Origin of the sequence: Veillonella parvula, assembly GCF_945949885.1 — a bacterium.
GTDB classification, from domain to species: domain Bacteria; phylum Bacillota; class Negativicutes; order Veillonellales; family Veillonellaceae; genus Veillonella; species Veillonella parvula_B.
In genome coordinates this window covers 1-14,235 of sequence record NZ_CAMFFZ010000023.1, presented here as the reverse complement: position 1 = coordinate 14,235, position 14,235 = coordinate 1, and the positions used below count along the sequence as shown (strand labels likewise).

Here is a 14,235-nt window from a genome sequence, read left to right as displayed (position 1 = left end):
TCCTTAAAATTACAATACCTTAGAAGTGTATAAACCTCTAGGTTACTTTTCCTGCACTTTAGCCTCCTCCCAAAAAGCATCCAGCTCAGCTAATGAAAAGTCTTCCCATGAGCGATCGCTTTGGTTAACACAAGCTTCTACATGTAAAAAACGCTGTCGGAACTTTGTGTTTGTGCGATTTAGTGCATTTTCACCGCTTATTTTATACCATCTGAATAGATTAATCAAGGAAAAAAGCACATCTCCTGCTTCTTTTTCCATATTTTCTCTATCATTTTGATCAATAGTCTCCTTAAATTCCCCCATTTCTTCGGAAACTTTAGCCCAAACAGGATCAAGCTCATCCCAGTCAAAACCTAGCTTCGCGGCCTTTTCTTGGAGCTTATAAGCCGCCACTAAAGCAGGCAAACTTTTCGATACACCATCCAATACAGAATTTTGAATATTTTTCTTTTCTTGTGCCTTTAATTCATCCCAAGTGTATGACTTTTCATCTTTTTCAGGATTAAAAACACGAGGATGACGACGAATCATTTTTTCAGCGACATCATTAATTACATCCTGAAGTGTAAAATAACCAGCCTCCTCTGCCAATTGACTGTGAAAGACAACTTGTAATAATACATCACCTAGTTCTTCACAAAGATTTGGCATATCTTTATTATCAATGGCATCTACTACTTCGTAAGTTTCCTCTATAAAATAGCGGCGTAAAGATTCATGCGTTTGCTTTTGATCCCAAGGACAGCCATTTGGTGCACGCAAAGTTTTCACTACATCGACTAAAGGTTGAATATCAATATTGTTCTTCATATAACTTTGCTTCCTCCCTATTGCGTCTAGCTTGTAAGCGCTTACCTATGACTGGGAAATGATATATATCATCTTTTACGACAGCTTTAGTAAGCCATAACGATAAACCATATACAAAAATAGCCACTACAATTGCTGCAGCCACAGCGCCACCATTGCCTAATAAATCAACAGTGCTCACATAGATGACTTGTGTAGCACCGCCCATAGCCATGGCAGATACTATTATTTTTAATAACTCTAATGTGTTGAGTACCGAACCTACATATTTTTTTACAAAAATATAGTTAATAAGCGCTGCAATAGCAAAGTTTAAATTCGTCGCCCAAGCTGCACCATTAATGCCCAACTCAACACTGCCTGTCAATTCATAATCTAAGAATGTCTTCACTAATAAGCCGATAAAAATCGACACCATAGGAATTACTGTCCTTCCTAACCCTTGTAAAACACCTGCAGTAACCTGCTGCCAACCGAGGAACACAATACTCAAGCTAATAACAGCAATAACAGGCCCTGCATGAGGTGTTGCATATATTAGTTGTGATATTGGCGTAGCTAGTACACAAAGTCCAATGCAGGCTGGAATCGTAAACATATTAGCAATTTTAATCGCCGTTTCCGCCCGTTTCACGATGCGATGTACATCACCTTGAGTATGTGCCTCAGATACGGCTGGTACAAGACTAGCGGCTAAGGATGTAGTTAGAATGATCGGCAACCCAATCAGAGATGTTGCCATACCCGTCAGATAACCAAATTGTGTGGTTGCTTCATTGAGATAGTATCCAATATCCATCAATCGTTTTGGAACGATAAATGTATCAATGAGCGATACCATCGGAAGCATAATATTCGCCATAGAAACCGGTATGGCAAGACTAAACAATCGTTTAACTACGGTGCCGTTACTTTCACAAATGGCATTAGGATTCTGTTGTGAAAACATTTTTTCTCGAATATTGCGTTGTCGGTAGTAAAAATAAATTAATACAAGTAACCCCGCCAATACGCCTGGGAATGTAGCAAAGGTCGCACCACCTGCCGCCAAATGAAGTCCTCGATCAATGAAGTAGTATGCCAAACCTACCATAGAAGACACGCGAAAGATCTGTTCAAATACTTGACTCGTACCAGTAGGTACCATGTATTGGAAACCTTGGAAATACCCTCTAAAACAGCTTAGGATAGTCACTACAAAAATAGCTGGAGATAATAATTGAATAGCAATTAAAGCGCGTGGATCAGTGATGATTTGATTATCTACGAGCCATTGTGCACTACCATATAAAGCCAAACTAAATACAAGGCCTAATATAGCGAGTACCCTTAATGATACAAAAAATACTTGTTGTACGCCTCGCATATCATCATTAGCAAGCTTTTCCGCAATCATAATAGATATGGCTACAGGAATACCTGCAGCAGAAATACTAACGATAATTTGATAGATTGGATAGGCCATCATATATAGGCCAATCCCTTCACCACCTAAAATCCGTGCGATAAGAACTTTACTAAACGCACCGATGACCTTCACGATAATACCGGCTAAGGTTAAAATCATGGCACCCTTTAAAAATCGATTCATAGGCCCTCCTTAGTCGGTGACTTGTGGCTAAGAGCCTTTATCACCGCTTCCGTAATGGTCAAAATAGAACCTTTCATACCATTAAGGCTCACATATAATGTGGCTGGTTTGGTATCCATAAACTTCATTTTTTTCCATAAATCTTCTGGTACAACCCCCATATCCCAATCGGCCATTTTAGAATCGTCATGCCAATGGATAGTGAGTTGCTTATCTCTACGGACGATACTCTTAATGCCCAGTAGACGTGCTTGCTCCTTAATTTGAGCAATGCGCAACAAACGGTCTACTGGATCGGTTGGTGTACCGAAGCGATCAATGAGCTCATCCGTCATATCGTCGAGTTGCTCTTTAGATTTAATATGTAACAATCGTTGGTATACAGAAATCTTACGAGCACTATCTTTGATATACACATCGTCAATAAACGCATCTACCTCTAAGTCGATAGCTGGATCAATGGATACATCTCGCTCAACTTCTTTATTTTGAGCCTTTGCAATCGCCTCTTCTAACATACTCACGTACATGCCAAAGCCGACAGATGCGATATTACCATGTTGCTGCGAACCTAATAGATTACCGGCACCGCGAATCTCTAAATCTCGCATGGCTAACTTAAATCCTGCGCCGAGCTCAGTGAACTCCTCTATGGCTTTCAAACGCTTTTCAGCTGCCTCTGAAAGTATTTTATCTGGCCGATACATAAAGTATGCATAAGCACGTCTACGAGAACGGCCTACACGCCCTCGCATTTGGTATAGCTGAGATAAACCTAAACAATCCGCATCATAAATAATGATAGTATTGGCGTTAGGAATATCTAAGCCGGTTTCAATGATACTCGTGGACAAGAGCACATCATAATGACCTTCATAGAAATCGGTCATAATCTCCTCAATTTGACGGCCTGTCATCTGTCCATGAGCGATAGCATAACGTAAATCAGGCAAAGCAGCCGCTAATAACTCTCCCATATGATTAATGGATGCAACACGGTTATATACAAAGTAAACCTGTCCGCCCCTCGCCAATTCTCGCTTGATAGCATCTGCGATGAGATTCATATCGTATTCCACCACATAGGTTTGAACAGGCAAGCGCTCCTCTGGCGGAGTATTGATAACAGACATTTCTCGAACGCCAACAAGGGACATATGTAAAGTCCGCGGAATCGGTGTAGCACTCAAGGTGAGTACATCGATATTGCTAGCCCACTCTTTCCACTTTTCTTTTTGTGCTACCCCAAAACGTTGCTCCTCGTCTACAACAAGCATTCCTAAGTCTTTGAATACCACCTTTTTGTTAAGTAATGAATGGGTTCCAATGAGAATATCAATAGATCCATCCTCTACGCCTTTAAGAATTTGTTTTTTCTCTGATGTAATTCGGAATCGATTAAGCACATCTACTTTTACCCCAAATGGAGCAAAGCGATTCAAAAAAGTTTGGAAATGTTGCTGTGCTAAAACCGTAGTTGGTACAAGTACTGCCACTTGTTTTCCGCTCATAACGGCCTTGAAAATGGCGCGCATAGCCACTTCCGTTTTACCAAATCCTACATCACCAGCGAGCAGGCGATCCATAGGAACAGGTCGTTCCATAGATTCTTTAATTTCCGCCGTAGCCTGTAACTGGTCTTCCGTCTCCTCATATGGGAACGCATCTTCAAACTCTTGCTGCCATGGTTGATCCGGCAAGAATGCAAAGCCTTCTGTGATTTCTCGTTGTGCATATATCTCAACGAGCTTATCTGCCAAATCATCAATGGATTTTTTTGCCTTTGTAACAACTTTAGCCCAGTCACGGCCACCCATCTTATGAATACGAGGCACATCACCTTCATTGCCGATGTATTTTTGTAACTGATCTAAATTATTTGCAGGTAAGAACAATTTATCCGTTCCAGCATAAGCGATTTCAATATAGTCCCGATGGATGCCTTCCGTTTCTATCGTTTTAAGACCAATATACTTACCGATACCGTGCATACTATGTACAACATAGTCACCAGGGGTTAAATCCGTGAAATAATTGATTTCTTGGCCCTTTTTAGGCTTATTCCGAAGCTTGCGCTTTTGCTGTCCGTAAATATTGCCTTCTACCACAACCACAAGATGGCTATTAGGCAATTCAAAGCCATCTGTTAATAACCCATTTAAAATAACAACGGTATTAGGCTTAGCAATCCATGTATCACTATGAGTAAATGCAATATGCTCCCCTTCAAGGGCACGCTCAATACCTTCTCGTCGTTGCTGGTTATTTAGTACTAGCACCACTTGATGATGTAAACGATGCCATTGCTTAATTTCATCTGTTAATAGTGGAATTTGACGCTCAAAACTCGTCATCGTCTTCCCTTGAATACCGATAGGGTTAAATCCTGCAAGTCCGATAGAGCGTTGTTGCATAAATGTGAAAGCCACTTGATTCCTAGCATCTACAGTGCGTTGTACTTCATTCCAATCACAATGATTTTTCCGATGTGTAGGATCTTCTTTTAAGAATTTCTTTAACGCCTCTTGAATACGCCCAGGCTCATCATAAATCAGAGTGCCCTCTTTCACATAAGATAATAAAGTACTGTCCGCATCACTTTTACCAAGAAAGAAAGGCGTCACCGTGTAGGATTCAATTTGCTCAATGGAACGTTGATTCTCAACGGAGAAGAAACGCAATGTATCGATCTCATCGCCAAAGAATTCAATACGAATCGGATGATCACTATTTACAGGATAAATATCCAAAATATCTCCACGCACGGCAAAATGACCACGTTGTTCCACCTGGTCTACGCGTTCATATCCAATTATTACGAGCTGTTCAAGGACTACATCACGTTCAATCGCATCATTTAAAGCAAAATGTAACGATTGCCCCTTTAAATAGTGAGGAGATACGACATATTGTGTAACTTCTTCAGCATTGGCAATGACTACTGCCGGCTCTTGCCACGCTAGCAATGCTAATGCTCGCATCTGCGCACCTTGGTCTTCAAGACTACGAGCCACAGTCGTAAAGTCTACATGATCTGTTGTAGGAAATGATAAGACTGGCACATTAGGCATGAAAAAAGCTAAGTCCCGTTCCCACATCTCTTTATGGTCCTTATCATGGACTACGATGACTACAGGTTTTGTAAGACCTGCAGAAAAAGATTGACTTAAGAGGAAACTCTTTTGAGATCCGCTAAGACCATATATGACTGACTTCCCCTTTCGCTGAAATGCGTTTAGCCCATCCACAAAGGATGGGTTCTGTGAAAGCAGTTTTGTTAATGTATTATCCATACTGCACCATATAGTATTACTATGATTGTATTAATTAAATAGTTCTAACTCATTTATTATAACATATAACGTAGTAGTTAAATCTGTACCTATCTTCCTATCAAATTGTATGTGTTTATCGATATAAATACCCACGTTAATACTTAATTTAGGCAAAAAAAAATACACCTCTAAAGGTGCAATAAAGTTGGTGCGGGAGAAGGGACTTGAACCCCCACGCCGTAAGGCGCCAGATCCTAAGTCTGGTGCGTCTGCCAATTCCGCCACTCCCGCGTCTCAACTGAAATAATAATATCATGTATGGAATTCATCGTCAATCATTTTTTTATAAATGACTTAAAATTCATACATCGAAAAATATATTCCAAGGATAATAACTATCTAAACCTTACAATTTACGTAAACCTAAAACAAATTCTAAATCTAAAAACTCTTAACTCTACAATTGTATATATATTAACGCTTAACGCCTCATCTAAACCTTAACGCTACAGGTCTCAATCTAAAAGTTCTTACTGATAATTAATATTTGCAAAATAAAAAGAGACTGACCCAGAATCCGAACTACTAGAACCCTGGGTCAGCCTCTTTTTTAGGATGATGATGAATAAATGCATGCCCTACATTTACCATAAAATATATTAACAGTCATAACATACGTCATGCTGGTAATACCAAGAAGGTAAATCCACCATGACCATAGCACGACATTTAGGTCGTATAGAACTAAAATCTAAATTAAATATAATACAATTTAAATCCTATAGAACTAAAAAATCCTTTTTACGGATACGTAAAAAGGAGCTATTAACTTCTCCTCCCTATCTCTCGTAGGTCAAATGGTGAATGTTGAATAGGCAGTTCTCCTGACTCGGCTTCATCGCTCATCTAGCCTTCCCAGTTTCCCAGTGACTTAATTTAGACTCGCTCGACCATACAGTGGCGGGACCGTGCTGGCATTTAACCAGCTTCTCTATTATGCTTTTCAGCACCTATTCCCAAATATGATGTTTTCTATGCTTTTATTCTAACAGTCTAAATTCATTTCGTCAATACGGCAAAAGCATATTTATTAATAAAAAAAAGCTATATAGTTCTGCCGTATTGTTATAACAGAAATTAATAATTCAACTAGCTAGAAAACAAACTTATCCCACACGATTTCTAAACAACCACCCCGCCATTGACATAGTAACAATAGTTAATATAATCATAGGAATAAAGTTAAACCAAATATCCGTCAATCCTGCACCTTCTAGATAAATTCTGCGCATTGCATCAACAGAAAACCGCATAGGATTTCCATATGTAAGATATTGCAATATTTTCGGCATATTATGTACAGGTGTGATTAATCCGGACAATAAGGCTAGTGGAAAAAGAAAGACAAAAACATATACGAGAACTTGCTGCATATTTTTTGCAATAGCCGAAATAGATAATCCCAATCCAATGCTACTACTTATAAACGTAAACAACACGGCATACACAAGAAATATATTGCCCCGAAATGGAACTTTAAACCAAAACATGGCTATTAATAACAATACAGTACTTTGAAATAGTCCTATTAACATAGGTGGTATAGATTTTGCAACCAAAATTTGCATAGATGATATGGGCGTCACCAATAATTGATCAAAGGTTCCCTGTTCTCGTTCTCGTGCCACAGATAGGCCCCCCAACATGATAACTTGTGTCATACTGATCAATATAACGAGACCTGTCAAGAAAGTCCAGGAAGACTGCTGATTTTCATTGTACCAGGTGCGAGATTCAATCGTGATTCCCTTATGCTCAACACCTAACCAAGTCTGATTGAATTGAGAAATGATTTGCCCCATATAGGCTGCGGCAAGACCTGAAGTCATTGTATTCGTCCCATTTGCAATAACAGTAATGGATGCAGGCTGTTGATGTTTTAACTGTTCTTCGAAGTCCTGCGGTATAATGACCGCCATAATTACCTCATTGGAGTCGATGAGCGGAGCGATTACATCGGGCGAGTCCACAACTTTATATAAGCTAAAGATACCCGATGAATTAATTGTTGCCTCTAAGGCAGCTGCCGTTTGAGTATGACTTCCATCAACCAGTACATAAGGAACCTTATTGAGATTATACGTTGCGGCATAGCCGAAGAGGAATCCTTGAATAAGAACCGGTAACAGTAAGACCATGCGAGTTTTCGGATCTTTGAAGGTGGCTAATAGCTCTTTCCATATGATAGCAACAATTTGGTTCCAGTACAGGCGCCAATTCATTATTCCACCTTCTTCCGCGTAATATAAATCGTCAATATTGTAAAGCAAATAGCAAACCCAGATAATACAACGCTATTTTTAATGATCAAATACCAGTTATTTCCACCGAGAAACAATGATTTCAATAATTCTAAAAAATATGTAGGAGGTAAAAGCCGTGAAATATATTGAATCACCACAGGTTGTGAGTGTGGATCAAATAAAAAACCCGTTAATATTAAAGCTGGTAAAAAACTGGTGAGTAATGCCATTTGACAAGCTAAGAACTGTTTCTTCGTAAACGCAGATATAAGTAGTCCCATATTTAAAGAAACAATCAAATACAATGTGGACACAATGCAGATAATCCATAAAGAACCACGCATTGGTACTTTATAAAAGAAATACGATACACCCAAGCAAAACAATAGTCCCAACATGGCCAATACGTAATAAGGCACTACCTTAGCCAAAATAATTTCAATAGGCTTAACTGGTGTAACAAATAAAGCCTCGAAAGTACCACGTTCCCATTCTCTAGCCATAACGACAGCCGTAAGAAAAACGGATACAATCGTCATGATAATCATGATGAGTCCAGGAATCAAAAACCAGGTACTTGTATTTGCCTCATTAAACCACATACGATGGTTCATTGTTATATATCCACCACGTAACATAAACGGAATATTACTAACGGCCCATAAATTAATAGCTGAATTTATATAACTTTCTATGCTCATCGCTACCGAAGTATCGACACCGTAGTAGATTCCCTGTACCTTTCCTTGTCCGCGCATAACTTGAGACGAAAAATCCTGTGGAATCACCAGTATAGCATCTACCTTTCGTTTTTCTAGCAATAGTTCCGCCGTCTTTCTATCGCGAACCGCTATAGGTTGAAAGTACTCAGAGCCGTATAAGGAGTCATACACACTTTGGGTCATCGAATCTTGACGTTCCATAACCACTGCTATCGGTACGTGTTTAACATCCAAAGTTACCCCTGAACCGATGAGGATAATAAGTAGTATCGGTAGCACAACCCCCAACAAAATAGTGCTGGGGTCGCGCAATACTTGTAAGGTTTCCTTATATACCAATGAGGAAAACCGTCTTATAAATCCGTTCATACGTCCTCCTCCTGTTCCCGTTTTTTCAGTATGACGGAGATAAACGCTTCATCCATAGTACAAGTCTCATCGCCTGCAATCCATCTAACCTCATCAGGTGTTCCCAGTACAACAAGTTTACCCGCATCCTGAATCATAATGCGGTCACAGTATTCCGATTCATCCATAAAATGAGTCGTAATAATAATCGTTGTTCCTCGATTTGATAAAGAAGTAATCTGTCTCCAGAAATTACGCCGTGTAAGAGGATCAATACCACTTGTGGGCTCATCCAAGAAAAGAATTTTAGGCTCATGCATTAATGCAGCTGCCATGGACAAGCGCTGTTTATAACCTCCAGGCAAATCACCGGCTATCATATCGCGCACATCATTTAGACGAAACTCCTTGATAACAGCTTCTATTCGATCATCCTTTTTTTGACCGTACAAACCATACACACCAGCAAAAAATTCTAGATTTTCCATAACGGATAGATTGCCGTACAAAGAAAACTTTTGCGCTACATAGCCAAAATTGCTTCTTGCCGCCGTACGAGATTTAACGACATCAACGCCAGCTACGCGTAAATCACCGCTCGTTACAGGCAATAATCCACACAACATACGAAATGTCGTCGTCTTGCCGGCTCCGTTTGGTCCAAGCAATCCGAATACTTCTCCGCGCTGCACCGTAAATGATGTATTAGCTACCGCCGTAAAATCACCGAATGTTTTCACCAAATGAGATACAGAAATTTCTACTGGACGCTCAACCATTTCATTTGGGGACAACAAACACTTTCGTTCTTTCTCTATCGCACTTTCATCCAAATCCATATCGATAGCATCTAAAAGGGAAGTCCTCTGTTTCGAAGTAAACTCATCCTCTTTTAACAGCATCATAAAGGTATCTTCCAAACGGCTTTGAACTGATTGTTCCTCCATACCGTACTCGCTAAGCCAAGGAATCGAAAGCATTTCTTTCGTTTTTATATATCGTACGGTACCAGCCTCCGGAACTGCATCTGCCACGCATTTTCTATCATCCATCAATGCGGCCTGTACATTTCGCATGCTCAATGACTTCGGAATTTTTACCTGAAAGCATCGCCCCTCAGACATTTGAGTCAATTCATTCGGTGTCCCAGTTGCTAAAAACCGCCCTTTATTAAGGACGAAAACATCTTTACAACGCTCCGCCTCATCTAAGTATGCAGTACTAACAAGTACGCTGATTCCATCTGTACGTACTAACGACTCTAAAATCTCCCATAACTCTCGCCTTGAAAATGGATCGACCCCTACGGTAGGCTCATCAAGCAATAATAACTCTGGAGAACGCACCAAGGTACAGGCTAAACTAAGCTTTTGCTTCATACCGCCCGACAATTTACCGGCTTGACGCTTCGTAAATTTTGCTAGTCCCGTCATATGCAGTAATTTTTCAAACCGCTCTATTCTCACACTCAAAGGAATTCCGTGTAAATCTGCATAGAGATTCATGTTTTCACTGACCGATAACTCCTCATAAAGACCAAACTTCTGAGGCATATAACTGAGTCTATCTTGAACTGCCTGTGAATGTGCTTTCACATCCATTCCGAGGACATCTAAAGAACCAGCCGTGGCATCCAATAAACCAGCTATCAGACGAATCAAAGTCGTTTTTCCCGCCCCATCTGGCCCAACCAACGCAGTTAAACAGCCTTTCCGAATTTTAAAATCCAAATGGTCCAATGCTATTATAGGATCAGCTCCAACAATGGGAAATTCTTTATATAATTGTGACGCTTTGATTGCATATACATCATTCACCGCACACCTCTATATGTCAATGGAAACAGTGGCAGGCATTCCTAAACGAAGGCGATTATTCGGGTCATCCACATATACCCGCACTTCATACACAAGGGTAGTACGCACATCTTCCGTTTCTACCGATTTAGGGGTAAATTCCGCTACGGAAGAAATATATCCGATTGTTCCGTGAATCGGTTCGTTCTTATATGTATCCGTTGTTACATTTGCTGCCATACCATTATAAATTTTCCCTAAATCTCGTTCGTTCACATATACACGAACCCACTTTTTGGTATTCTCAGCCAACTTGAATACAGGTGTACTCGGTGAAGCCATATCACCGACCTGTAATAATCGGGCCGTTATAACACCGTCTATAGGAGCCGTTAATACAGTTTGGTTTAACAAAAACTCCTGACGAGCCAATTCGCTTTTCATCGAATCCAATTGTGCTTGGGCCTGTGCTATATCTTCCTGTCTTGGCCCTGCGATAGCTAAATTGTATGCTTGCTGAGCCTCATTTAATTTGGCTTCCGATACTTTCACCTTCGCCTGTATATCATCTACAGACTGTCGACTGACGGCCTTACCATTTGAAGCATTATATGATTTTTGTAACTTCTCTGCTTCTTGTTTCGATTGAGCTAACGCAGCTTCTGCAGATGTAACTCGTGCCGATGCTTGCGCGATTTCTTCTGGTCTACTGCCTGCTTGCAACTTGTCCACTATAGCGTTCTGTGCCGCAATGGTAGCCTTAGCCTGCTGTACAGCAAGATTCAATTCATCAGAATGTAAATACCCCAAAATCTGCCCTTGGCTCACGACCGCACCTTCATCCACCAAAAGGCTGGCAATCCGATCACTTCCCCGAAATGCAACATTCACTTCCCGCAAATTCACATTACCTTGCAACACAATATGATGAGAGGCCATGTACGCTTCGTATTGATTATAAGCATAATAACCTGCTCCACCCAAAATTATTAGAAAGGCAATCATTATACCTGCGCACTTTTTTTTATTATTCGCCATCCAACGTTTAAGGACATCAACTTTCTCTTTCATAATCATTCCCCGTTTCTCACATTATTTCTTAACATGCGAGTCCGCCTCTGCCTCCTGATCCATGTCCATGGCTTCCCAGCCACCTCCTAAGGATTTAAATAAACGAACGGTATCAGCAAACTCTTGTCCCCGACTCATGATATATTGCCGTCTTGCAGACAATACATTTCGTCGCGCATCAAGAACACTTAAGTAGTCACTAATACCAGAGTCAAAATTGGTTTGAGCCAATGATTCTGCTTGCTGTGCAGATTCTACAGCAGATTTCAATTCCTCAGACTTAATATGATCCTGAGATGCATCCGCCACCGCATTTCGGACCTCCCCTACAGCTTTCAAAACAGTCTCTTCGTAAAGTGCCAAGTATTCCTGTTCCTTTTCCGTTTGTACTTTTATATTCTTACGAATAGCACCGGCATTGAAAATAGGCATAGTGATAGATGGTCCTATTCCTATCATTTTACCAATAGCTGAAATAAGACCTCCCGATGAAAACGACTCTAAGCCTATACTGCCATTTAATGAAAATCTAGGCTTAAGGTCAGCCTTTGCAGCCTTGGTTTTCTGTTGTTGTGCCGCAATACGTCGTTCCGCCGCCTGAATATCAGGCCGTTGTCGTAAAGCTTCCGCCGGTATACCGATAAACATGTGTGGATCCACCGCAGGTAATGAAGTATTTTCCATCAATAACCCGTCAACCTCACCCGGAACCGTTCCCGTCAATATAGAGAGCGCGGACATTGTGAAAGCTATATTTTTCTTTAATGAAGGAATCTCCGCTTGAGTCTGAGATAATGCATATGTAGCCTGTTGCACAGGTAATTCGTTGATAATACCAGACTGATAATTTATCTTAATCAGTTCCAACGCTTCCTGCTGACGCTTCACATCCTCTTCCGTTATGCGCAATTGCTCCTGTAAAGTTCTTAACGACATATACTGTAATGCGGTTTCCCCGCTCAAAGATACCCAGGTGGAATATAAATCCGCCTGTGATGCTTGTAACGAATTCGATGCAGCACGTGATTTTGCTTTTTGTCTCCCGAATATATCAATTTCCCATCGCGCATCAATTCCCAATTTACCGGTTTCTACATTTCTCGTCATCTTATCAGGTATAGGCAAATTTTTTATCGCGTCTTGATCCGAATCCCATTCGCCTTGCCCTCTATTAGCCGACCATGAACCGGAAGCATCTAACCAAGGTAATCGTTGTGCTTCAGCAATTCCCAACTGTAACCGCCCTTGTCTAACTCGAGAACGAGCTACCTCTAACTGCCGATTATTTTTGAGGGTCAAATCAATTAATTGATCCAAGACAGGATCGTTAAAAACCTTCCACCAGTGGGCTAATTCTTCACTGACCGCTTTCCCTTCTACAACCTCATACGGTAACGGATGTTTTCCCGCTTCCTCTACCCAAGAATGTTCATTCAATTCTTTAGTTGCTTTTTGTTTCTCTGAAAGCTTAGGCTCTTCAGCAGCAGTGCTCTTTTTCTTCTTTTTTTTGCCATCCTTGTAATACGATGCAATGACGGAACTGCCTTGGTCAGAATCGTCAACAGTTTTTTCAGACCTATGCTGTACTGTCGTATTATCTCGACTCGTTCGATTCGCATCGCCGTTTGATTGACTAAAACTGACGCCCGCGCTAGCACTCCAAGCCCCTAATGCTAAACATATATAAACAATTAAAAGTTGTTTTCTATTCGTCATCATAGCAAACCTCTTTTCATTTCCATATATATCAGTATCATTGTATGTTCATCTTATAATATAAAACCATTATGTATCAATAATATGAAGTATCATTTTAATCTAACTTGAGTTTTATCAAACTTTCACATAAAATAAAAATGTATTAATATAATTCAAGTGGAGGCGATTATGTATATCGGTGAAATCATTAAAAGCTATCGCGAACAACATAATATGACGGTTGAAGAATTTGCAAATAAATCGAGTCTAAGTCAAACAGAAATCAACCAATTGGAAGAATTATTTCAAAACGATGGAACGACACCTCATCCTGTTGCAATGCGACAAATTAAAGCTATAGCTGAAGCCATCGGACAGCCAATCCCCATCATTATGAATCTTATTTCTGCAGATCAAGAAATTGTCGTTAACGTAGTAGCTGAATCAGATCAGCCACATGCGAAATAATAAGACTTAGTCTATTAAATAAAGATCATTAGCTCATAAAAGGACCCTACATAAATATGTAGAGTCCTTTATATACATATAAAAAAATCAGAACTACCCGTAAAACGGGTGGTTTGCTCACGGGCTATAAGCCCGTAGTACTAGGCCAGC

General features: G+C 40.3%; 9 protein-coding genes, 1 tRNA gene and 1 riboswitch. Of the genes, 1 reads left to right on the top strand and 9 read right to left on the bottom strand.

Going from position 1 to position 14,235, the window contains the following annotated elements; genetic code table 11:
• Positions 1-42: 42 nt before the first annotated feature.
• The 9 genes from mazG to Q7O55_RS07320 form a co-directional block, all read right to left on the bottom strand.
• A complete protein-coding gene (gene mazG / locus Q7O55_RS07360) occupies positions 43-813 on the bottom strand; it encodes a nucleoside triphosphate pyrophosphohydrolase (RefSeq protein ID WP_303929508.1) in 771 nt (256 codons plus the stop codon).
• Complete coding sequence (locus Q7O55_RS07355; protein WP_303929506.1) at positions 797-2,404, bottom strand: polysaccharide biosynthesis protein; 1,608 nt, start codon at positions 2,402-2,404, stop codon at positions 797-799. The genes mazG and Q7O55_RS07355 overlap by 17 nt, the downstream gene beginning before the upstream one ends.
• The gene (mfd, locus tag Q7O55_RS07350; RefSeq protein WP_303929504.1) at positions 2,401-5,697 is read right to left on the bottom strand and encodes a transcription-repair coupling factor; all 3,297 of its coding nucleotides are present in this window, start codon (positions 5,695-5,697) and stop codon (positions 2,401-2,403) included. The genes Q7O55_RS07355 and mfd overlap by 4 nt, the downstream gene beginning before the upstream one ends.
• Before the next feature lie 188 nt (positions 5,698-5,885).
• A tRNA-Leu gene (locus Q7O55_RS07345) sits at positions 5,886-5,970 on the bottom strand.
• A 565-nt stretch (positions 5,971-6,535) separates the two neighbouring features.
• Positions 6,536-6,708: riboswitch (cobalamin riboswitch) on the bottom strand.
• 137 nt (positions 6,709-6,845) lie between these two features.
• Positions 6,846-7,961: an ABC transporter permease gene (locus Q7O55_RS07340; RefSeq protein ID WP_303929502.1), complete on the bottom strand. Its 1,116-nt coding sequence runs from the start codon at positions 7,959-7,961 to the stop codon at positions 6,846-6,848.
• Complete coding sequence (locus Q7O55_RS07335; RefSeq protein ID WP_303929500.1) at positions 7,961-9,073, bottom strand: ABC transporter permease; 1,113 nt, start codon at positions 9,071-9,073, stop codon at positions 7,961-7,963. Before Q7O55_RS07335 ends, Q7O55_RS07340 begins: the two co-directional genes overlap by 1 nt.
• The gene (locus tag Q7O55_RS07330; RefSeq protein ID WP_303929498.1) at positions 9,070-10,869 is read right to left on the bottom strand and encodes an ATP-binding cassette domain-containing protein; all 1,800 of its coding nucleotides are present in this window, start codon (positions 10,867-10,869) and stop codon (positions 9,070-9,072) included. The genes Q7O55_RS07335 and Q7O55_RS07330 overlap by 4 nt, the downstream gene beginning before the upstream one ends.
• 9 nt (positions 10,870-10,878) lie before the next feature.
• A complete protein-coding gene (locus Q7O55_RS07325) occupies positions 10,879-11,739 on the bottom strand; it encodes an efflux RND transporter periplasmic adaptor subunit (protein WP_303929497.1) in 861 nt (286 codons plus the stop codon).
• A gap of 201 nt (positions 11,740-11,940) precedes the next feature.
• On the bottom strand, positions 11,941-13,638 hold the full coding sequence (locus tag Q7O55_RS07320) for an efflux transporter outer membrane subunit (protein WP_303929496.1): 1,698 nt from the start codon (positions 13,636-13,638) through the stop codon (positions 11,941-11,943).
• A 168-nt stretch (positions 13,639-13,806) separates the two neighbouring features.
• On the opposite strand from Q7O55_RS07320, the gene Q7O55_RS07315 reads away from it, so the two are divergent.
• Complete coding sequence (locus Q7O55_RS07315) at positions 13,807-14,085, top strand: helix-turn-helix domain-containing protein (RefSeq protein ID WP_302168095.1); 279 nt, start codon at positions 13,807-13,809, stop codon at positions 14,083-14,085.
• Positions 14,086-14,235 lie beyond the last annotated feature (150 nt).